At 72.1% G+C, this 20,048-nt stretch carries 18 protein-coding genes; 13 read left to right on the forward strand and 5 right to left on the reverse strand.

Annotated elements, in window-relative coordinates; all coding sequences use genetic code 11:
* The first annotated feature begins 32 nt into the window (after nucleotides 1-32).
* Nucleotides 33-737: an FCD domain-containing protein gene (locus tag AB0C33_RS04690; protein ID WP_358283588.1), complete on the forward strand. Its 705-nt coding sequence runs from the start codon at nucleotides 33-35 to the stop codon at nucleotides 735-737.
* A 16-nt stretch (nucleotides 738-753) separates the two neighbouring features.
* Here AB0C33_RS04690 and AB0C33_RS04695 read toward each other — a convergent pair whose 3' ends face one another.
* The gene (locus tag AB0C33_RS04695; protein ID WP_358283590.1) at nucleotides 754-2,568 is read right to left on the reverse strand and encodes a DUF2264 domain-containing protein; all 1,815 of its coding nucleotides are present in this window, start codon (nucleotides 2,566-2,568) and stop codon (nucleotides 754-756) included.
* Nucleotides 2,569-2,692: 124 nt separating this feature from the next.
* On the opposite strand from AB0C33_RS04695, the gene AB0C33_RS04700 reads away from it, so the two are divergent.
* The 9 genes from AB0C33_RS04700 to AB0C33_RS04740 all read left to right on the forward strand — a co-directional run bounded on the left by AB0C33_RS04700 (nucleotide 2,693) and on the right by AB0C33_RS04740 (nucleotide 12,398).
* Nucleotides 2,693-3,730, forward strand: coding sequence for a substrate-binding domain-containing protein (locus tag AB0C33_RS04700; protein ID WP_358283593.1), 1,038 nt, complete (start codon nucleotides 2,693-2,695; stop codon nucleotides 3,728-3,730).
* A 107-nt stretch (nucleotides 3,731-3,837) separates the two neighbouring features.
* On the forward strand, nucleotides 3,838-5,145 hold the full coding sequence (locus tag AB0C33_RS04705) for an extracellular solute-binding protein (RefSeq protein ID WP_352350182.1): 1,308 nt from the start codon (nucleotides 3,838-3,840) through the stop codon (nucleotides 5,143-5,145).
* Between the two features lie 54 nt (nucleotides 5,146-5,199).
* Nucleotides 5,200-6,096 (forward strand): sugar ABC transporter permease, encoded by an 897-nt coding sequence (locus AB0C33_RS04710; RefSeq protein ID WP_358283596.1) that lies wholly within the window; start codon nucleotides 5,200-5,202, stop codon nucleotides 6,094-6,096.
* A gap of 5 nt (nucleotides 6,097-6,101) precedes the next feature.
* On the forward strand, nucleotides 6,102-6,926 hold the full coding sequence (locus AB0C33_RS04715; RefSeq protein ID WP_352324996.1) for a carbohydrate ABC transporter permease: 825 nt from the start codon (nucleotides 6,102-6,104) through the stop codon (nucleotides 6,924-6,926).
* Entirely contained in the window at nucleotides 6,923-7,924 is a 1,002-nt protein-coding gene (locus tag AB0C33_RS04720; RefSeq protein WP_358283599.1) for a hydroxyacid dehydrogenase, read from the forward strand. Before AB0C33_RS04715 ends, AB0C33_RS04720 begins: the two co-directional genes overlap by 4 nt.
* 72 nt (nucleotides 7,925-7,996) lie before the next feature.
* Complete coding sequence (locus AB0C33_RS04725) at nucleotides 7,997-10,078, forward strand: right-handed parallel beta-helix repeat-containing protein (RefSeq protein ID WP_358283600.1); 2,082 nt, start codon at nucleotides 7,997-7,999, stop codon at nucleotides 10,076-10,078.
* 4 nt (nucleotides 10,079-10,082) lie between these two features.
* Nucleotides 10,083-10,853 carry a hypothetical protein gene (locus tag AB0C33_RS04730; RefSeq protein ID WP_358283603.1) on the forward strand — a complete coding sequence of 257 codons (771 nt, stop codon included), beginning with the start codon at nucleotides 10,083-10,085 and terminating at the stop codon, nucleotides 10,851-10,853.
* A gap of 58 nt (nucleotides 10,854-10,911) precedes the next feature.
* On the forward strand, nucleotides 10,912-11,670 hold the full coding sequence (locus AB0C33_RS04735; protein WP_358283605.1) for a hypothetical protein: 759 nt from the start codon (nucleotides 10,912-10,914) through the stop codon (nucleotides 11,668-11,670).
* Between the two features lie 35 nt (nucleotides 11,671-11,705).
* A complete protein-coding gene (locus tag AB0C33_RS04740; RefSeq protein ID WP_358283608.1) occupies nucleotides 11,706-12,398 on the forward strand; it encodes a hypothetical protein in 693 nt (230 codons plus the stop codon).
* Here the strand turns inward: AB0C33_RS04740 and AB0C33_RS04745 are convergent.
* Together AB0C33_RS04745 and AB0C33_RS04750 are read right to left on the reverse strand one after the other, a co-directional pair.
* Nucleotides 12,365-13,174: an SGNH/GDSL hydrolase family protein gene (locus tag AB0C33_RS04745; RefSeq protein ID WP_358283610.1), complete on the reverse strand. Its 810-nt coding sequence runs from the start codon at nucleotides 13,172-13,174 to the stop codon at nucleotides 12,365-12,367. The genes AB0C33_RS04740 and AB0C33_RS04745 overlap by 34 nt on opposite strands.
* Nucleotides 13,171-13,746, reverse strand: coding sequence for a PadR family transcriptional regulator (locus AB0C33_RS04750; RefSeq protein ID WP_358283613.1), 576 nt, complete (start codon nucleotides 13,744-13,746; stop codon nucleotides 13,171-13,173). Before AB0C33_RS04750 ends, AB0C33_RS04745 begins: the two co-directional genes overlap by 4 nt.
* A gap of 225 nt (nucleotides 13,747-13,971) precedes the next feature.
* Between AB0C33_RS04750 and AB0C33_RS04755 the strand changes: the two genes are divergently transcribed.
* The 3 genes from AB0C33_RS04755 (at nucleotide 13,972) to AB0C33_RS04765 (ending at nucleotide 18,367) form a co-directional block, all read left to right on the forward strand.
* Nucleotides 13,972-15,678, forward strand: coding sequence for an ABC transporter ATP-binding protein (locus tag AB0C33_RS04755; protein ID WP_358283615.1), 1,707 nt, complete (start codon nucleotides 13,972-13,974; stop codon nucleotides 15,676-15,678).
* 137 nt (nucleotides 15,679-15,815) lie between these two features.
* Nucleotides 15,816-17,465 carry a urocanate hydratase gene (hutU, locus tag AB0C33_RS04760; RefSeq protein ID WP_358283617.1) on the forward strand — a complete coding sequence of 550 codons (1,650 nt, stop codon included), beginning with the start codon at nucleotides 15,816-15,818 and terminating at the stop codon, nucleotides 17,463-17,465.
* Nucleotides 17,466-17,533: 68 nt separating this feature from the next.
* On the forward strand, nucleotides 17,534-18,367 hold the full coding sequence (locus AB0C33_RS04765) for a MurR/RpiR family transcriptional regulator (RefSeq protein WP_358283619.1): 834 nt from the start codon (nucleotides 17,534-17,536) through the stop codon (nucleotides 18,365-18,367).
* Here the strand turns inward: AB0C33_RS04765 and AB0C33_RS04770 are convergent.
* Nucleotides 18,347-19,096, reverse strand: a complete 750-nt coding sequence (locus AB0C33_RS04770) for an ABC transporter permease (protein WP_358283621.1) — start codon at nucleotides 19,094-19,096, stop codon at nucleotides 18,347-18,349. The genes AB0C33_RS04765 and AB0C33_RS04770 overlap by 21 nt on opposite strands.
* The gene (locus tag AB0C33_RS04775) at nucleotides 19,093-20,046 is read right to left on the reverse strand and encodes an ATP-binding cassette domain-containing protein (protein ID WP_358283623.1); all 954 of its coding nucleotides are present in this window, start codon (nucleotides 20,044-20,046) and stop codon (nucleotides 19,093-19,095) included. Before AB0C33_RS04775 ends, AB0C33_RS04770 begins: the two co-directional genes overlap by 4 nt.
* Nucleotides 20,047-20,048 lie beyond the last annotated feature (2 nt).

Genomic DNA, 20,048 nt, shown 5'->3' on the forward strand with positions numbered 1-20,048 from the left:
CTGAGGACACCTTGGACGATTCGGCGCGTTTGATGACAGTGCTGCGCCCGGTGAAGGCGGGAAACGCCTTCGAGGAGACCGTGGAACGGCTGCTCCAGGCGATCAAACTGGGCGTGGTGGCGTACGGCGACAAGCTGCCGCCCGAGCGCGAGCTCGCCGTGCGGCTGGGCATCAGCAGGGTCACCCTGCGCGAGGCCATCCGCGCCCTTCAGGACGCGGGCTACCTCGACGTGCGGCGCGGCCGGTACGGCGGCGCGTTCGTCACCTATGTCCCGCCGCGGCCCGACGCGGGCGACCTGCGGCAGGCGGTGGCCGACATGGGCATGGCGGAGCTGTCGGACGCGCTGACGTTCCGGCTGGCGGTCGAGTGCGGGGCGGCGCAGGTGCTGGCCGCGGCCGAGCTCACCCCCGCCCAGCGGGAGGTGCTGCTGCGCCGGCTGGCCGAGCTGGACGCGGCGCCCCTGGAGGACTACCGGCGCCTGGACACGGCCTTCCACCTGTCGATCGCCGAACTGACCGGCTCGACGCTGCTCGCGGCGACGTGCGCCGACGCCCGCTCCCGGGTGAGCGACCTGCTGAACGCGATCCCGATGCTCCAGGTGAACATCGAGCACGCGGCCGCCCAGCACCGGGCCATCGTGGACGCCATCCTGGCCGGCGACCCGGACGCGGCGCGCCGGGCGATGGCCGAGCACCTGGAGGGCACGGCAGCCCTCCTGCGCGCCTTCCTGGCCTGAGCCTGGGCCGGGGCTGTCAGGCGGCGGTGTCCGGGGTGCGGACCTGGAAGGTGTGGCGGGTGCCGTCGGGCCAGGTCAGCGTGATCTCGTCAGCCGTCACCGCCGCCGACGGCACCGTCAGCGTGATGTCGTCGGCCGCCGCCGACGGCGTCCCGGCCGGGTCGCCGTCCAGGACGGCCACGCTGACCGCCCAGCCGTCCGCCGCCACCCCCTCCAGCACGGGCACGGCCGCCGGGGCTCCGAAGGCGCTGCCCCCGGAGTCGTCGGCGACGTGGGCCCGGCTGTAGCCGCGCATCGCGACCAGCTCGGAGACCAGCCCGTCGCCGTCCCGGACCCCGACCCGGACGCCGGGCCCGCCGGCCTGGTCGCCCTGGTCGCCCTGGTCGCCCTGGTCGGCCGGGTCGGCGGCCGCGACGAGCGCCCAGCCGCTCTGCCGGACCGCCGAGCCGGGCGCGACCCGATGGACGCGCACCTCGACGGCCCCCCTGATCACGCTCAGGCTCTCCACACCGGCGCCCGCCGACGCGGCCCACGCCAGGTCGCCCGCCGAGCCCGTCCCCCGAGGGGTGATCGTGCCGCGCTCGGCGACCGTGCCGTCCGGGCCGACCACGCCGAAGTGGTTGTCGGGGACGCCCGTCGTCGGCGCGGTGCGGGTGGAGTAGGCGTAGCGGTCGTACAGGGGGTCGCCGGGGTGGTGCTGGCTGCCGTGGTTGAGCAGGCGGGCGACGTCGCCGGTGTGCTGGACGACCAGTCCTGGGCCGGGCAGCGCGGCCAGGCCGGTGGGTCCGGGCTCCTCGGTCGCGGTCCACACCGGATGGCCGGCCGGCAGCAGCAGCCCGAGGAACGCCTTCGACGCCCAGTACGGCGACGCCGAGCCGGAGTAGGACTGCAGCGAGGGCTCGTGGGGGCCGTGCCAGCCCAGCGTGAGCAGCCCCTCGGGGGAGAGCGCGCCCTCGTCGAGGAAGCGGCGCAGGACGCCGGAGGCGATGCGGCGGGTCTGGCCGGGGGAGAGCGGGGTGGCCTCCAGCAGGGCGCCGGCGAAGAGCGAGGTCGCCGAGGCGAAGCGGTAGGTGAGGGAGCGGCCGTGGTAGAGCATGCGGCCGTCCTGGTCGAAGGTGAGGGCGTAGCTCTCCAGGAAGCGGCGCAGGCGGGGGCCGGGGGAGCCCTGGCCCGCCAGGTGGGCCAGCAGGGCCGGGTAGAGGTGCATGGCCCACCCGTTGTAGTGGTCGAAGGAGCGGTTGTCGCCGTCGGCGTACCAGCCGTCGCCGGCGTACCAGGGCTCGATGCGGGCCAGGCCGCGCTCCACCGCCGCGTCGGCCTCCTCGGCGAGCAGGCCGGCGGCCGACAGGAAGCCGCCCACCACGGCGGGGAACAGCCACCAGTTGTTGTCCACCGGCTCGTGGCGCAGGGCCCCGGCCAGGTAGGCGGCGACGCGTTCACGGGTGGCGGGGGACAGGCGGTCCCACAGGCGCTCGCGGGTCAGCCAGAGCGACAGGGCGATCGAGGCCGCCTCGACCATGGGCTGGGTGCGGTCCTCGATCGGCTGCCAGACGCCGGGGCCGGACTCCAGGCCGCGCGCGTACGGGGCCAGCAGCTCCTCGGGGCCGCCGCCGGCCACGCGGAAGGCGGCCAGCAGGAAGGTGCGCGCGTACCCCTCCAGGCCGTCGCAGCGCGACCAGCTCTCGCGTCCCGGCAACGTGATCACGGCGCCGTCCGCGGAGCGGTACGGTTCCACCGCGGCCAGCAGCCCGTCGGCCACCGCCTCCCAATGGGCGCGGGTCCAGCCGGTGTACGGGCTGAGCGTTCGATCCTCCGGCGGAAGCGGGAACATGCGGCACTCCAAAGGGACGTCCGGTCTCGGCCGGGACCTTAGCATCCTGATCGAACGAAAGCATCCGTTCAAAAACGAAAGCACTTCCCGCTAGGATCGTAGGGTCGAGTCAGAAGGAGTCGCGGTGTTCGCCGAACAACGTCATGAGCTGATCCTGCGCGAGGTGCGCGAGCGCGGTTCCGTACGCCTGGCCGAGCTGGTCGACCGGCTCAACGTCTCGATGGTCACCCTGCGCAGGGACGTCGAGCACCTGGCCGGCCAGGGCCTGGTCAACCGCGTGCACGGCGGCATCACCCGGCCCGAGTCCGTGCCCGCCCCGGCCAGGGAGCGCTCCCTGACCCTCGGCATGCTGGTGCCCTCGGCCACCTACTACTACCCCGCGGTCATCAGGGGCGCCCGCGAGCAGGCCGAACGGCTGGGCGCGCGGCTCGTCCTCGGCGTCTCGCGCTACGACGACGAGGAGGACCGCACCCAGGTCAGGCAGCTCGTGGACGGCGGCATCGAGGGCCTGCTGCTCACCCCGAGCAGGCAGCCGGACGCCTCGCACGAGGACTGGCTGGCCGAGCTGGGCGTGCCGGCGGTGCTCGTCGAACGGCGGGCCGAGCTGGGCGGGCCCGCCTCGCTGCTGGACGCGGCGGCCTCCCACCACGCCCACGGGGCCTTCCTCGGCACGCGGCACCTGGCCGAGCTCGGGCACCGGCGCCTGGCGATGGTCTCGCGGGACAGTCCGACGGCCCCCCGGGTGCGGCACGGGTTCCTCGCCGCCGTCCGCGACCTGGGGCTGGCCGAGCCCGTCCACCTCGACGTCGCACAGGAGGGGCCCTCGCGCGAGCAGGTGGCCGACGTGGTCGCGGCGATCAGGGGCGGGGTCACCGCCATGCTGGTGCACAACGACGAGGACACGTTGCTGCTGGTCCAGCACCTGCGGACGGCCGGGGTGCGCATTCCCGAAGAGGTGTCGCTGGTCGCCTACGATGACGAGGTGGCGGCGCTCAGCGACCCCCCGCTCACGGCCGTCGCGCCCCCCAAGGCCGCGGTCGGCCGCTGTGCCGTCGACCTGCTGGTGAGCCGGATCCAGGAGGGCCCGCGGCGCCCTGCCCAGCACGTGGCGCTGCTGCCCGAGCTGAGGGTCCGGGAATCCACGGTCGCGCCACGTCCGTGACGTTACGCATCCATTTCGTTATTGATCGATTTGTGGCCTCTCTCTAGACAACCGATCGAGTATGAGCGAATGATGCCTTATCGATCGAAAGCGATGAGGAGCCATCGATGGGACGCAAGAGCGCCGGCATTGCCGGACTGCTGGCCGGTATGAGCCTGCTCGCCGCCGCGTGCGGCAGCACGGAGCCGGCGCAGCCCGCGGGCGAGGCGGGCAAGCCCGCCGAGGTCACCTTCTGGGGCTGGGCCAAGGGCACCCAGCAGGTCGTGGACGCCTTCAACAAGTCACACAAGGACGTCCAGATCAAGTACGAGGAGATCCCCTCGGGCAACGCGGGCGGCTACGCCAAGTTCTCCAACGCCGTCAAGGCCGGCAACGCCCCCGACGTCATGTCCGTGGAGTACCCGCAGCTGCCCGACTTCGTGAACCAGGGCGCCCTCCAGGACATCTCGGCCGACGTGGCCGACGTCAAGTCCAAGTACCCGGCCGAGGTCTTCGGCCTGGTCGAGCTGGGCGGCAAGGCGTGGGCGCTACCCATGGACGCCGCGCCGCAGGTGTTCTTCTACCGCAAGGACCTGTTCGAGAAGAACAAGATCGAGGTCCCCAAGACCTGGGACGACTTCCGCGCCGCCGCCGAGAAGGTCAAGAAGGCCGACGGCAAGTCGCGCATCGCCACCTTCTTCCCCGACGACCCGAGCGTGCTGGCCGCGCTGTCGTGGCAGGCGGGCGGCAAGTGGTTCGGCACCGAGGGCGACGCCTGGAAGGTGACGATCAACGACGAGCCCAGCAAGAAGGTCGCCGAGTACTGGCAGGGCCTGGTCAAGGACGACCTGCTGAAGGTCCAGCCGTCCTTCAGCCAGGAGTGGAACGCCGCCTTCGAGGACGACACCCTCTGGGGCTACGTCGGCGCCAACTGGGGCGCGGGCGTCATGAAGGGCAACCACGCCGGCCAGGCCGGCAAGTGGGCCATCGCGCCGATCCCGAACTGGGGCACCCCGGCCAGCGGCATGCTCGGCGGCACCACGTTCGGCGTGAGCAAGGGGTCGAAGAACGCCAAGGCCGCCGTCGAGGTCGTCAAGTGGCTGACCGGCTCGGAGGAGGCGTGGACCGCCCGCCTGTCCTCGGGCACCTCCAGCGGCTTCCCGGCCATCGCCGACCTCGTGCCGGTCGCGGCCAAGAGCTTCGACGCCTCCTTCTACGGCGGCCAGGACATCTACGCGCTGTTCGCGGAGTCGTACAAGACGGTCCAGCCCGGCTGGACGTGGGGTCCGAGCATGGTCCAGACGCTGACCACCTTCAAGGACGCCCTCGGCAAGGTCTCCAGCGGCGGCACCACCATCCCCGGCGTGCTGGACGCCGCTCAGACGGCCACCGTCGGCGAGATCAAGAGCCGCGGCCTCAACGTCGCCCAGCAGTAGCACGACGCGCGCGGCGGAGCGCCGGCTCCGCCGCGACCCACCGAAAGGCAGCTTGTGACTTCTCCCCTAGGAAGCGGTCGCGGCGGCGAGGGGTGGCGGCGGCGGGGGGCGATCCTGCTGTTCGTCGGGCCGTTCTTCGCGCTGTTCGCGGCCGTGATCGTGGCCCCGCTGGCCTACGCGGTCTACCTCAGCCTGTTCAGCGAGAAGTCGTCGGGGCTCGGCTTCGGCGGCGCGGAGACCGTGTTCGTCGGGCTCGGCAACTACCTGGACACGCTGAAGGACTCCGCCTTCACCGACGGTTTCCTGGTCATCCTCGGCTACTGCGTGCTGTACATCCCGCTGATGATCGGCGGCGCGCTCACGCTGGCGCTGCTGCTGGACTCCGGGCTGGCCAGGCTGGGCAAGTTCTTCCAGCTCGCGCTGTTCATGCCGCACATCGTGCCGGGCGTGATCGCCGGGCTGATCTGGCTCTACCTGTACCTGCCCGGCATCAGCCCCATCGTGGACCTGCTCGGCGACGTCGACTTCCTCGGCGGCGACCACGTGCTCGGCTCGGTGGTCAACATCGCGCTGTGGGAGTGGGTGGGCTACAACATGATCATCTACTTCGCGGCGCTCCAGGCCATCCCGGCCGAGGTCGTCGAGGCGGCCAGGATGGACGGCGCGGGCCCGCTGCGCGTCGCCCTCCAGGTCAAGGTGCCGCTGATCCGCGGCGCCGTGGTCACCACCGTGCTGTTCACGATCATCGGCTCGCTGCAGCTGTTCACCGAGCCGATGGTGCTCGACAACGTCAGCGACGGCGTCGTCAGCACCTGGACGCCCAACATGTACGCCTACAACGAGGCGTTCGGCAACAACGACTACGGCCAGGCCGGCGCGGCCTCCATCCTGCTCGCGCTGCTCGCCGCCGTGCTGTCCTACGCCGTCACGAAGTGGGGGAACCGCCGGTGAAGTGGATGTCCCGCGCCACGGTCAACGTGCTGCTGATCATCTCCGCGCTCTACACGCTGCTGCCGCTGACGTGGCTGCTGTTCGCCTCCACCAAGTCGCTGTCCGACCTGTACTCGACGCCCGGCTTCTCCTTCGCCGGCTTCAACCTGTTCGAGAACATCAGGGCGGTCGCGCAGGAGGGCGACGGCGTCTTCTTCCGCTGGTACCTCAACAGCGTCCTGTACGCCGGGGTCGGCGCGGCGGTCAGCTCGTTCGTCACCGTGATGTGCGGTTACGCCTTCGACAAGTACTCCTGGTTCGCCAAGGAGAAGATGTTCGGGCTGGTGCTGCTCGGCGTGCTGGTGCCGACCACCGCCACCGCCGTGCCGCTCTACCTGCTGGCCTCCAAGATCGGCGTGGTGAACACGTTCTGGTCGGTGTTCGTGCCGGTGCTGGTCCATCCGTTCGGCGTCTACCTGGCGCGGGTGCTCTCCTCCGGGTACGTGCCCGGCGAGGTGCTGGAGGCGGCCAGGTCCGACGGGGCCGGCGAGCTGCGCACGTTCGTGTCCGTGGCGCTGCCCATGCTGCTGCCCGCGTACGTGACGATCTTCCTGTTCCAGTTCACCGCCATCTGGAACAACTTCTTCCTGCCCCTGGTCATGCTGAGCGACCAGCGGCTCTACCCGCTCAGCCTCGGCCTGTACGGCTGGGAGAAGCAGGGCAACGCCTTCCCCGAGTTCCACAGCCTCGTGATCACCGGGTCGCTGCTGTCCGTGGTGCCCCTGCTGCTGGTGTTCGTGTCCCTGCAGCGGTTCTGGAAGGCCGGGATGACGGCGGGCAGCGTCAAGTGAACGAGCTCTCGGGGGAGAACATGAACAAGCCGGTGACGGTCGTCGCCATGGCCGCCGAGGTCGCCGGGCGCATGCTCACCGGCGAGGTGCGCGCCCGGCTGGCCCGGGTGGCCGACGTCCGGGCCGAGGTCGCCGCCTTCGACGGCGCCGACCTGTCGCAGGCCGAGGTGCTGCTCACCTCGTGGGGTTGCCCGCCGGTGACCGCCGAGGTGCTGGCCCGCGCGCCCCGGCTGCGGGCGATCGTGCACGCGGCCGGCTCGGTCAAGCACCACGTCACCGACGCCTGCTGGGAGCGCGGCATCGTGGTCTCCTCGGCCGCCTCGGCCAACGCCGAGCCGGTGGCCGAGTTCACGCTCGCGGCGATCCTGTTCGCGAACAAGCGGGTGATCGACATCGCCCGCGCCTACCGGGCGCGGCGGGCCAACGACGACTGGGACGCCCGCTTCCCCGGCTTCGGCAACTACCGGCGGGTGGTCGGCGTCGTCGGGGCCTCCAGGATCGGGCGGCGGGTGATCGAGCTGCTGCGGCCGTTCGACTTCGAGGTGCTGGTCAGCGATCCGTACCTGGCGGAGGACCTGTGCGCGCGCCGGGTCGGGCTGGACGAGCTGGTCGCCCGCTCCGACGTGGTCAGCCTGCACGCGCCCGACCTGCCCGAGACCCGCCACCTGATCGACGCGGGCCGGCTGGCCGCCATGCGCGACGGCGCCACGCTGATCAACACGGCCCGCGCCGCCCTGGTCGACCAGGACGCGCTGATCGCCGAGCTGACCTCCGGACGGCTGTACGCGGTGCTCGACCACACCGAGCCGGAGTTCCTGCCCGCCGACTCGCCCCTCTACGACCTGCCGAACGTGCTCGTCACGCCGCACGTCGCCGGCTCGCTGGGCGGCGAGCTGGCCAGGATGGCCGACCTCGCGCTCGACGAGCTGGCCCGGCACGCCCAGGGCCTGCCCTTCGAGCACGGCGTCGAGCCCGGCACGCTGTCCCGGTCCGCCTGAAGCCCCCTCTGAACCGCTCTGAACTGCTCTGAACTGCTCAGAGTTCGCCTGAAACACCCCCGGAGAGGAAACATGCGCCTTCAGTTAGTCGCGGCCCTGGTCGTGGCGGCCGGACTGGTCGCCACCCCCGCGGAAGCGGCCGCCGCCCGGAACTTCTTCGTCGACTGTCAGGCGCCGGACGGCGGCTCGGGGCGCAATGCCGCCGGGCCGCTGAACAGCCTGGACGCCGTCAACGCCATCACCTTCCGCGAGAAGGACACGATCAAGTTCAGGGCGGGGACCGTCTGCGCCGGCCGGCTCGAACCGGTCGGCTCCGGCACGGCCGCGCACCCCGTCGTCTTCACCTCCTACGGCGAGGGCCCCAAGCCGATCATCCAGGGTGACGGCGGCGAGTGGGCCGTCCACCTGGTGGACAACAGCCACGTGACGCTGGAGAAGCTGCACATCACCAACCCGGCGGCCACCACGGCCAAGCGGACCGGCGTGCAGTACAACTCCACCACCCCCGAGCCGAAGGCCGGGCTGGTCCTGCGGGACCTGGAGATCTCCGACGTCGCCGGATGGGGCAACAAGACCGGGGCGAACGGCTCCTGGTTCGCCTACTCGGCGGGCATCAGCATCCAGGCGCTGCCCGAGGGCAAGGTCGGCTACCTCGACGGCATCACGATCACCGGCAACTACGTGCACGACACGGGCGGCGGCGGCATCAAGATCAGCCGCAAGGGCACCGACTACCACCGGAACGTGCTCATCGCCCGCAACACCATCCGCGCGGTCGGCGGCGACGGCATCGTGGTGCACGCCTCGGACCGGCCGCTGGTGGAGCAGAACCTGTTCGACGAGGGCGGCACCGGTAAATACCCCTACGTAGACGGAAATTTCGCTGGAATGTGGCCGATCAACTCTGTTGACCCGGTATTTCAGTTCAACGAGGTGACCCGGCAGCGGCCCACCATCTTCGACTCCACCGCCTGGGACTGCGACGGCGGCATCAAGGGCTCGTGCGTCTACCAGTACAACTACTCGCACGACAACGCCGGCGGCTTCTACCTCGGCTGCCAGAGCTGCACCGAGTTCCCCAACTACAAGGCCACCGCCATCCTGCGGTTCAACATCGCCCAGGACGACTGCCGCATCGCGGGCAACGCCTCCGGCGACAACACGAGCCCGCTGTGGCTGTACAACAACACGTTCTTCTGCCCGTCGCAGAAGCTCGACGTGGCCGTGCCCACCGGGAACTCGAAGATCGTCAACAACATCTTCTACGCGCCGTCCGGCACGCTGCCCGCGGCCCCCGGCATCGGCTACGACTCCAACGTCTACCACGGCGGCGTGGCCGTGCCGGCGGCCGACGCCCGCGCGGTGACCGCCGACCCCGGACTCGCCGCCCCCGGCACCGCCGACGGGGCCGCCGACGTGAACGGCTACAAGCTGCTCGAAGGCTCGCCCGCGCTCGCGTCCGGCGCGGTCGTGGACGGTCTCGGCGACCGCGACTACTTCGGCAACCAGGTCGCCGGCACGGTCTCGCGCGGGGCCTACAACGGACCGGCCACCGCGCCGGTCGTGGCGGGCTCGGTCGAGGAGGCGTACAACAACGTCGCGGTCAGCTCCGACCTCAACCCCAACGTCGGCGGCTTCTCCACCAGCGGCCGCAGCTACTCCGGCCAGGCGCTGGAGAAGGCGGGCCTGACGCCGGGCCGGACCGTGAACGTGCTCGGCGCCGACTTCGTCTGGCACCCGCGCCCGTACGGCATGACCGACAACGTCAAGGCCGCCGGGCAGACGGTCGCGCTGCCGGGGCAGGGCGCCAGGCTGGTCCTGCTCGGAGCCGGCGGCCTGAAGGCGCGCGAGGGCGTGTTCAAGGTCACCTACACCGACGGGACGACCGAGGACAAGACCGTCAGGTTCGGCGACCAGTGGGACGCGACCGCGCCCGCCGGTGGCGTGCTCGTGGCCCGCGCCGACTACCACAACATGACGCAGACCAGCTACAAGAACCCGGCCACCGGGCAGACGCGCGAGTCGGGCGTGTCGGTGTTCGGCTACGCGGTGCCGCTCGACGCGTCCAGGACGGTCGCCACGGTGACCTTCCCGGCGGGCAGCCCGCTGGCGAACGCGGGGTTCCACGTCTTCGACATGAAGATCGCGAGCTGACGCCGTGACGAGCACCCCGGCCACCGGCCGGCCGCGCCGGGCGTCCGGCCCGCGTCCGGGGTTCCCGGCGCGCGGGCGGGTCCTGTGGGCGGCTCTCGCCCTGGCCGGGGTGCTCGTCGTCGGCATCGCGGTGTCGGGGAAGGAGACCGGGGGCGGGGTTCCGGCGCGGGCGGCGTCCGCGGGCGTGGCGGAGGTGCTCGGGATGCGTCCCGGGGACACGGTCGTCACGTTCGAGGGGGAGCCGGTGAGCGGGGCCGAGGTGCTCAGGGCGGCCGAGACCGTGCGCGCCGAGGTGATCTCCGAGTTCGCCGCCCAGGGGCTCGGCCCTGGCTTCTGGGACCGTCCCCGTGACGGCGTCACCCCGGCGCGGCGGCTCAGGGAGCGGGCGGTGCGGGCCGCCGTGCTGGACAAGGCGCGGCGGATCTGGGCCCGCGAGGCGGGCCTGCTCGCCGACGTCAGCGAGCAGGGGTTCCAGCGCGAGCTGGCCGCCGAGAACGCCCGCCGCGCGCAGGCCGCGCGCTCCGGCCGCCCGATCCCGGGCGTGCCCTCCTACGACCAGTACACCTACGCGCAGGTGCGGGCCGCCGAGCTGGACTCGGCGCTCGGCAAGCTGCACGCGGCCACCCTCGACCTGTCCGAACGTCGCCTGCGCGACCGGTACGCCCGCACCGCGGCCCCCGGCGCGCCCCCTTTCGACCAGGTACGCGACAACATCAGGCGGCAGCTCGTCATCGAGGGCTACGAACGGGCCCTCCAGGCGAGAGCCGCCTCATGAGCCCTCCCGCAGCGGACATACAAGGCTGTTCCGGCTCGTACCATCGACTTCTAAGGTCATGGGGAACTGGTTCCAGAGCAACATCGTCACCACGGGACGGCTGCCGCTGTTCTGTTACTTCGTCACGCTCATCGTGGCGTTCATCGCCACCCGCATCAACGTCCGCCTGATCAGGGCCAAGGTCGGCTGGTTCCGCAACGTGAACGTGGGCGAGATGCACATCCACCACGTCGTGTTCGGCGTCGTGCTCATGCTCATCGGCGGCGTGACCGGGCTCATCGTCAACGGCGCCGCGCAGGCCGGGCAGGTGGTCGCCGCCTGCGTGTTCGGCGTCGGCTCCGCCCTCGTGCTGGACGAGTTCGCGCTGATCCTGCACCTGCACGACGTCTACTGGGAGGAGGAGGGGCGCACCTCGGTGGACGCGGTCTTCATCGCCGTCGCCGTGACCGGCCTGCTCCTCATCGGCCTGCGCCCCCTGACCTGGGACTACGGCACGCCGGTCAACCCGGCGGCGCTGGTCGTGGCCAACCTCGCGCTGGCGGTGATCACGCTGCTCAAGGGCAAGATCTGGACCGGGATGGCGGGGCTGTTCCTGCCTTTGCTGCTCGTGGTGGGCGCCGTGCGCCTGGCCCGTCCCGGCTCGCCGTGGGCCCGCTGGTTCTTCCGCGGCGGACGCTCGCCCCGCAAGCTGGCCACCGCCGTCCACCGTGAGGAACGCTGGCGGCGGCCGGTCATCAGGGCCAAGATCGCGTTCCAGGAGTTCCTGTCGGGGCGGCACGACCTGCCCTCCAGCCGGCGCGGCCGTCGGCATACTTGACCCATGACACCGCTCGCGCCCCCCGCCGCGCTCTGATGCGCTTACCGCCGTTCCCCGAGCGCCTGCTGCGGGCGCTGTCCCCGGCCGGCGAGCGGCACGGGCTGCTGCTGGCGGGCGGCCACGCCCTGCGGGCCCACGGCTTCACCGACCGCCTGGTCGATGGCCTCGACCTGGTGACCGCCGCGGAAGGGCCCCTGCCGTCCGCCGCCGACGACGTCGTGGCCGCGTTGCGCGCCGGCGGGCTGGTCGCGCAGGTCGCCGAGAGCGCCGCGTGGGCGGCCCGCCTGACCGTCACGGACCCGTCCATCGGGCGCGACGCCGAGATCGTCCTCACCCGCGAGGCGCTGCGCGAGCCACCGGTGGTGTGCGACGGCCTGCCGGTGGCGGCCCCGGCGGACGTGATCGGGCTGCGGGTGCGCGACCTGCACGAGAGGGGGCTGCCGGCCGACGTCGCGGACGCGGCCTCGGCGGCGCACGTGTTCTCCTTCCGCGACCTCGAACGCCTCGCCGCCGTCCACCTCGACGACTTCTCGCCGCAGGAGCTGCTCATGCGGCTGGAGTTCGTCGAGCTCATGAGCGACGAACGCTTCGAGGCCCACGGCCTGGACGAACGGCACATCGTGGATATCCGCGCCTTCGCCCGGGAGTGGGCCGAGGACATCAAGCTGCGCAGGGCCGACGACGGCGACGCCGACTACGACGACCCGGACCTGCCCGAGGTCGACTGATCCGGCAGGCCCAGGAGCACCGGCGCGAGCGCCGGGCGCTTGCACACCCGGCCGTCGCCGGACGAGCGGCCCCGCAGGCGCCGGGCGATCCACGGCCCGGCGAACGAGCCCAGCCAGCGGGCCTCGGCCGCCGCCGTGCGCAGGCGGCCGGGCGGCGGCAGCACGGGCAGCGGCAGGTTCCAGCTGTCGTCGCTGCCGGGCAGCTCCAGCGCGTACGCCACCGACGCGGCGAACCTGGCGTGCCCGGCCGGGCTGGCGTGCAGCCGGTCGGGGCTCCACAACCGCGCGTCGGTCACCGCCGTGTCGGGGAAGGTGTCCACCAGCGTCACGCCGTGCCGGGCGGCGGCCTCGCGCACGCGGGCGTTGAGGTCGAGCACGCGCGGCAGCAGCGGCCTGGCCAGCGGCGCGATCCGGCCGATGTCGGGGAAGGTCACGGTCACCACCCGCGCGCCCGCTCCGGTCAGCGCCGCGAACATGTGCTCCAGGTCGGCCGCGACGGCGGCGGCGTCGAAGCCGGGACGGATGACGTCGTTCATGCCCGCCATCACCGTGGCCAGGTCGGGACGGAGCTCCAGCGCGGCGGGCAGCTGCTCGGCGCGGATCTGGGCGGCCACCCGGCCGCGCACCGCGAGGTTGGCGTAGAGCAGGCCGGGATTGCCGCGGGCCAGGTGCTCGGCGAGCCGGTCGGCCCAGCCGCGGTGGCCGAGGACGTCGTCGCCGTCGCCGAGGCCCTCGGTCTGGCTGTCGCCGAGCGCGACGTAACGGGTGTAGGTCACGGGTTCTCCTCCGAGGTCCGGGCGGCGCGCTCGCCGAGCGTCCGGGCGGTGCTCAGGCACCAGTCGCGCATCTCCCGCTCCAGGCGGCAGCCCGCCAGGCAGGACAGGTACGGGCCGACCCGCTCGCCCTCGCGCAGGAACGACTCCTCGTCGCGGTCGCCGCGCAGGCGCAGCAGGGTCTGCTCGAAGAACGCGAGCTTGGCGGCGGCCTCCCCGGCGCGGTCGAGGAGCTGGGCGATCAGCGGCGCCGGGTCGAGCCGGTCGGCCGCGTGGACCTTGACGGCCAGGTCGTCGCGGAGCAGCAACGGCTTGGCCGGGGCCGCGGCGAAGGCGGCCAGCTCGTCCAGGCCGGCCGGGGTGACCGAGAACAGGCGCTTGTTCGGACGGCCGCGCTGGACCACCTCCCGGCCGGTGACCAGGCCGTCGGCCTCCAGCCTGGTGAGCTCGGCGTAGAGCTGCTGGGGGGCGGCGTACCAGAAGTTGGAGACGCCCACGTCGAAGATCTTGGTGAGCTGGTAGCCGCTGTACTCGCCGTCGAGCAGCGCCGCCAGCACGGCATGCCGCAACGCCATCAGCGACGCTCAAGAACATGACTACTCATGGACATGACTATAGGGCCGCCGCCGATCCCGGTGCCAGGGGGCGGCGATCGCCCGTGCGTCTCCTTCTCAAGGAGGAGGCGTCAACGAAAGTTGACATACTTTGGTCGTCAATCTAAGTTGACCCTGGCGTGGCGGTGCGGATCGCGTTGCGCCGTTCGTTGGGCAATTTCGAGAAATGTCGTGAGAGGAGTTGGGGTGCTCAAAGAGCTGCTGGCCTACCTCAGGCCGCATCGGAAAGTTCTGATCGCGGGCGGTCTGCTCGGGTTGATCGGCTCGGTGGCGGGGCTGGCGATGCCCCTGCTGGCCAAGTACGTCGTGGACGCCTTCGGAGAAGACCAGTCGCTGGCCGCGCCGCTGTTAGGACTGACCGTGGCGGTGCTCGTCGGAGCCGTCGTCTCGGCCGGGGGCACCTACCTGATGGAACGCACCGGCGAGGGCGTCGTGCTGGGCGCCCGGCGCAGGCTCGTCGACCGGATGCTCCGGCTCAGGGTCGCCGACGTCGACCGGCTCAAGCCCGGCGACCTGATGTCGCGGGTGACGAGTGACACGACGCTGCTGCGCGCGGTGCTGACCAACGGGATCGTGGAGTCGGTCAGCGCGGTCTTCATGCTGATCGGCGCGATCGTCATGATGGCCACCATGGACGGCGTGCTGCTGCTGGTCACGCTGCTCGTGGTGGTGGTGATCGGCGGCCTGGTCGCGCTCATCATGCCGCGCATCCAGCGGGCGCAGACGCAGGCCCAGGAGGCCGTCGGCGAGATGGGGGCCGTGCTGGACCGGGCGCTGCAGGCGTACCGGACGGTCAAGGCCAGCGGCGCGGAGGAGCGGGAGATCGCGGTCGTCGGGGAGGCGGCCGAGCGCGCCCGCGACCGCGGGCTGCAGGTGGCCGGCTGGACGTCGCTGGCCGGCGTGGCGACCTGGATGGCCGTGCAGATCGCCTTCCTGTGCGTGCTGGCCGTCGGCGGGTCGCGGGTGGCGTCGGGCGTGCTGGAGGTCTCGTCCCTGATCGCGTTCCTGCTCTACCTGTTCTACCTGGTGCCGCCGATCGGGCAGCTCGTCCAGGGCGCCGTCCAGCTCCAGAACGGGCTGGCCGCGATGCGGCGCATCAAGGAGATCGAGGACCTGCCCGGCGAGCCGGTCAGCACCGCCGTCCCGGTCGCGGGCACGCCGGTGGGCCTGCGGTTCCAGGACGTCGTCTTCCGGTACGGCGACGACCGTCCCGCCGTGCACGACGGCGTCACCTTCGAGGTGCCCGCGGGCGGGCTCACGGCGCTGGTCGGGCCGTCGGGCGCGGGCAAGTCCACGGTGTTCGCCCTGCTCGAACGCTTCTACGAGCACCAGGACGGCCTGATCTCCATCGGCGGCCGGGACATCCGCGACTGGCCGCTCGGCGAGCTGCGGGCCGCGCTCGGCTACGTCGAGCAGGACGCCCCCGTCCTGGCCGGCACGCTGCGCGAGAACCTGCTCTTCGCCGCCCAGGACGCCACCGAGGACGAGCTGCTCCGCGCCGTCACCCGCACCCGGCTCGACGACCTGGTCGCCCGGCTGCCCGAAGGGCTCGACACGGCGGTGGGCCACCGCGGCGTGCTGCTGTCCGGCGGCGAGCGGCAGCGCGTCGCCATCGCCAGGGCCCTGCTGCGCAGGCCCAGGCTGCTGCTGCTCGACGAGGCCACGTCCCAGCTCGACGCGGTCAACGAGCTGCGGCTGCGCGAGGTCATCGCCGAGGTGGCGGCCGAGACGACCGTGCTGGTCATCGCCCACCGGCTGTCCACCGTGACGAACGCCGACCGGATCGTGGTGATGGAGGCGGGCGGCGTACGGGCGGTCGGCACCCACGCCGAACTCGTCGCGGACGACGACCTCTACCGCGAACTCGCCGCCACCCAGTTCCTCACGAGCTAGAGGAAAAACAGTGGACCGCTGGACGCTTCGGGGACCGTAGGCGCAGGCTTCGCCTGCTGCCTGCGGTGGACCGCTGGACGCGGTCCACCGTAGTCTTCGGGTGACAAAGGTGAATGTGTTCATTCAGGAGGGTCACCATGAGCCGCAGCGTGCGCGCACCGCGAGGCACCACGATCACCGCGAAGGGGTGGCCGCAGGAGGCGGCGCTCCGGATGCTCCAGAACAACCTGGACCCCGAGGTCGCCGAGCACCCCGAGCAGCTGGTCGTCTACGGCGGCTCCGGCCGGGCCGCCCGCGACTGGCCCTCCTTCGACGCCATGGTCAGGACCCTGACCACGCTGGAGGGCGACGAGACGCTGCTGGTCCAGTCGGGCCGTCCGGTGGGCGTCTTCCGCACCCACGAATGGGCCCCCCGGGTGCTCATCGCCAACTCCAACCTGGTCCCCGACTGGGCCAACTGGGAGGAGTTCCGCCGCCTGGAGGCGGCCGGCCTCACCATGTACGGCCAGATGACCGCCGGTTCGTGGATCTACATCGGCACCCAGGGCATCCTCCAGGGCACGTACGAGACGTTCGCCGCGGTCGCCGCGAAGCGGTTCGGCGGCTCGCTGGCCGGCACGATCACCCTCACGGCCGGCCTCGGCGGCATGGGCGGCGCCCAGCCGCTGGCCGTCACCATGAACGGCGGCGTCGCGATCTGCATCGACTGCGACCCCCGCTCGGTCACCCGCCGCATCGAGCACCGCTACCTCGACGTGCAGGCGGCCTCCCTGGAGGAGGCGCTGCGGCTGGCCTACGAGGCCCGCGACGCGCGCCGCCCGCTGTCCATCGGCGTCGTGGCCAACGCCGCCGAGGCCCTGCCCGAGCTGCTGGCCGGGGGCGCCGAGATCGACATCGTCACCGACCAGACCTCCGCGCACGACCCGCTGATGTACCTGCCGGTCGGCGTCGCCTTCGAGGACATGGGCGCCGAACGCGACAAGGACCCGGCCGGCTTCACCGAGCGGGCGCGCACGTCGATGGCCCGGCACGTCGAGGCCATGGTCGGCTTCAAGGACGCCGGCGCCGAGGTGTTCGACTACGGCAACTCCATCCGCGGGGAGGCCCAGCTCGCCGGGTACACGCGGGCCTTCGACTTCCCCGGGTTCGTGCCGGCGTACATCAGGCCGCTGTTCTGCGAGGGCAAGGGGCCGTTCCGGTGGGCCGCGCTGAGCGGCGACCCGGCCGACATCGCCGCGACCGACCGCGCGATCCTGGAGCTGTTCCCCGACAACGAGCCGCTGGCCAGGTGGATCGCGCAGGCCGGCGAGAAGGTGCACTTCCAGGGGCTGCCCGCGCGCATCTGCTGGCTCGGCTACGGCGAGCGCAACGTCGCGGGCGAGCGGTTCAACGACATGGTGGCCTCCGGCGAGCTCCAGGCGCCGATCGTGATCGGCCGCGACCACCTGGACAGCGGATCGGTGGCCTCGCCGTACCGGGAGACCGAGGCCATGGCCGACGGCTCGGACGCCATCGCCGACTGGCCGCTGCTCAACGCCATGCTCAACACCGCCTCCGGCGCGGCCTGGGTGTCCATCCACCACGGCGGCGGCGTGGGGATCGGCCGGTCCATCCACGCCGGGCAGGTCACGGTCGCCGACGGCACCGCGCTGGCCGGGGAGAAGCTCAACCGCGTCCTGACCAACGACCCCGGCACGGGCGTGATGCGCCACGTCGACGCGGGGTACGAGGAGGCCGCCGAGGTGGCCGAGGCCCGTGGCGTGCGCATCCCCATGCGCGAGTCCTGATCCTGCCGTCGCCCTCTCCCGCGCGGCGCGGGGGATGAGAATGCCGGTGCAGGAGTGTTGGAGGTGGCGTGGCTGACGGATATCACGGTGGGCTCGGCGTGCTGCTCGACGGCCGGAGGTTGTCGCCGGTGCAGCGCAGGATCGCCCATTACCTGGGCGAGCACCTCGACGAGGCGATCTTCCTGTCCAGCGTCGAGCTGGCCGAGCGGGCCGGGGTCAGCCAGCCGTCGGTGACCAGGTTCGCCATGGTGCTCGGCTTCGCCGGCTATCCCGAGCTGCGGCAGGCGCTGCGCCCGCTGGTGCTCGGCGGCGGCGTGGTCGCGCCCCAGGAGAGCCTGCTGCGCAACGCGATCGACAGCGAGATCCGCAACCTCGCCGCGGTCCGCGAGCGGCTGGCCGCCCTCCCGCTCAAGGAGCTGGGCGAGCAGCTCGCCGCCACCGAGCCGCTGCCGGTGCTGGGCCTGCGGGTCTCCTGCGGCCTGGCCACCACCTTCGCCTACTACGCCAGGCGCATCCACCCCGACGTGCGCCTGCTCACCCACGGCGGCTCCGAGCTGGTCGAGGGGCTGCACGCGGCGCGGCGGGCGGGCGCGGAGTGGGTGGTGGCGGTGGTGCTCCCGCGTTATCCCGCCGAGGTCGTGCAGGCGCTGGAGTACGCCGGGAAGCTCGGCCTGCGCGTCGCCGCCATCACCGACAAAGCGGACTTCCCGGCCGAGGTCGTGCTCGACGGCCCGGTCGGGGACCGCCTGGTGTTCGACTCCCACGCGGCCCCCCTGGCCCTGGCCATGGCCCTGGTCGAGGCCATGGCCGACGCCGCGCCGCTGCGTACCAGGGCCAGGCTGGAGGAGTACGAGCGGATGACCGACGAGGCCGGCACGTTCCTACCCGGCGATCCTGCGTAGCGACCGCGTCGACCAGAGCGTCGTGAGCACCGCGAGCACGATGAACAGCGCGAAGGCGATCGGGATCGACGAGTCGTCCAGCCGTCCGGCGAACAGCGCCCGCCCGGCCTCGACCGCGTGGTAGAGCGGGTTGACCGGCGCGATCGCCCGCATCCAGCCGGGCGCGAACGCGATCGGGATGAACAGCCCGGCCAGCAGCATGATCGGCAGCATGAACAGGTTGAGCGTCTGCGACATGCCGTTCTCGTCGCGCACGGTCAGCGCCAGCCCCTGCGACAGCCCGGAGGCGAACAGCCCGGTGGCCGCCATGAGCGCCAGCACCAGCACCAGCTCGACGCCGCCGATGCGCACGCCCATGGCCACGGCCACGACCAGCACCAGGGCCGCCTGGCACACCAGCACGACCATGTCCTTGGCCACCCGCCCGAGCACGATGGCCGGCCGCCAGGCGGGGCTGACGGCGTACCGTTCGAGCGAGCCGTTGCGCAGCTCGGCGATCAGGCCGAACCCGGAGAACAGCGAGCCGAACACGGCGATCATCATCATCGACGCGGGCGTGAACATGCGCAGGGCGTCGACCGTGCTGCGGCCCGGCGTCAGGTCCTTGAGCAGCGGCGCGAACATCAGCAGGTAGAGCACCGGCTGCAGGATGCCGAACAGCGGCCAGACGGGGTTGCTGAAGGACTTCTTCAGCTCGTAGCCGGTGAACAGGGCGATGTGGCGGATCATGCGGCGGCTCCGGTGTCGCGCAGGGACCGGCCGGTCTTGGCCAGGAAGACGTCGTCGAGGGTGGAGCGGTCGAGCGCGATCGAGCGCAGGCCGATGCCCTGCTCCTCAAGGACGCGCAGCAGCGCGGGCAGGGTGTGCTCGCCGTCGTCGACGTAGACGCGCAGGGCGTCCTCGTCCAGGCGGACCTCGCGGGCCAGGGGCCGCAGCGCCTCGGCGGCCCGCTCGGGCTCGGCCAGCCGCAGCGTGACGACGTCGCCGGAGACCTCGCGCTTGAGCTCGCCGGGCGTGCCCTCGGCCACGATGCGCCCGTGGTCGACGATCACCAGCCGGTCGCAGAGCGCGTCGGCCTCGTCGAGGTAGTGGGTGCTGAGCAGCACGCTCGTGCCGGCCTCGCGGAGCTGCCTGATGCGGTCCCAGAGATTGGCGCGGTTCTGCGGGTCGAGGCCGGTGGTGGGCTCGTCGAGGAAGAGCAGCGGCGGGGCGTGCACCAGCCCCAGCGCGATGGCCACCCGCCGTTTCTGGCCGCCGGAGAGCGTGCGGCCGGGCCGGTCGGCCATCTCGGCGAGGTCGAAGCGGTCGAGCACGTCGGCCGTGGCCTGCTTCGGGTCGGCCACGCCGTGGATCTTCGCGGCCATCATGATCTGGGCGCGGGCGCTCGTGGTGTCCTCCACGCCGCCCGCCTGGCTGACGTAGCCGAGCCGGCGGCGCACGGCCTCGGGCTCCTTGCGCAGGTCGTGGCCGGCGACGACGGCGGTGCCGGAGTCGGGCGTGATCAGCGTGGCCAGCATGCGGATCGTCGTGGTCTTGCCGGCGCCGTTGGGGCCGAGCACGCCGAAGATCTCGCCCTTCTCGACGTCGAGGTCGATGCCGCGCACGGCCTCGACGGTCTGCGAGCCCTTGCGGCTCCTGGTGGTGAACGTCTTGCGTAACTCACGTGCCTCAATGATCATTT

It is taken from the genome of Nonomuraea sp. NPDC048881, assembly GCF_040649795.1.
In the GTDB taxonomy this organism is placed as follows: Bacteria; Actinomycetota; Actinomycetes; order Streptosporangiales; family Streptosporangiaceae; genus Nonomuraea.

Bases quoted from the DNA above. Each gene is read 5' to 3' on its own strand.
- AB0C33_RS04690 (WP_358283588.1), top strand. From the start codon at position 33: ATGACAGTGCTGCGCCCGGTGAAGGCGGGAAACGCCTTCGAGGAGACC.
- AB0C33_RS04695 (WP_358283590.1), bottom strand. From the start codon at position 2,568: ATGTTCCCGCTTCCGCCGGAGGATCGAACGCTCAGCCCGTACACCGGC.
- AB0C33_RS04705 (WP_352350182.1), top strand. From the start codon at position 3,838: ATGGGACGCAAGAGCGCCGGCATTGCCGGACTGCTGGCCGGTATGAGC.
- AB0C33_RS04715 (WP_352324996.1), top strand. From the start codon at position 6,102: ATGTCCCGCGCCACGGTCAACGTGCTGCTGATCATCTCCGCGCTCTAC.
- AB0C33_RS04725 (WP_358283600.1), top strand. From the start codon at position 7,997: ATGCGCCTTCAGTTAGTCGCGGCCCTGGTCGTGGCGGCCGGACTGGTC.
- AB0C33_RS04735 (WP_358283605.1), top strand. From the start codon at position 10,912: ATGGGGAACTGGTTCCAGAGCAACATCGTCACCACGGGACGGCTGCCG.
- AB0C33_RS04740 (WP_358283608.1), top strand. From the start codon at position 11,706: ATGCGCTTACCGCCGTTCCCCGAGCGCCTGCTGCGGGCGCTGTCCCCG.
- AB0C33_RS04750 (WP_358283613.1), bottom strand. From the start codon at position 13,746: ATGGCGTTGCGGCATGCCGTGCTGGCGGCGCTGCTCGACGGCGAGTAC.
- hutU (WP_358283617.1), top strand. From the start codon at position 15,816: ATGAGCCGCAGCGTGCGCGCACCGCGAGGCACCACGATCACCGCGAAG.
- AB0C33_RS04770 (WP_358283621.1), bottom strand. From the start codon at position 19,096: ATGATCCGCCACATCGCCCTGTTCACCGGCTACGAGCTGAAGAAGTCC.
- AB0C33_RS04775 (WP_358283623.1), bottom strand. From the start codon at position 20,046: ATGATCATTGAGGCACGTGAGTTACGCAAGACGTTCACCACCAGGAGC.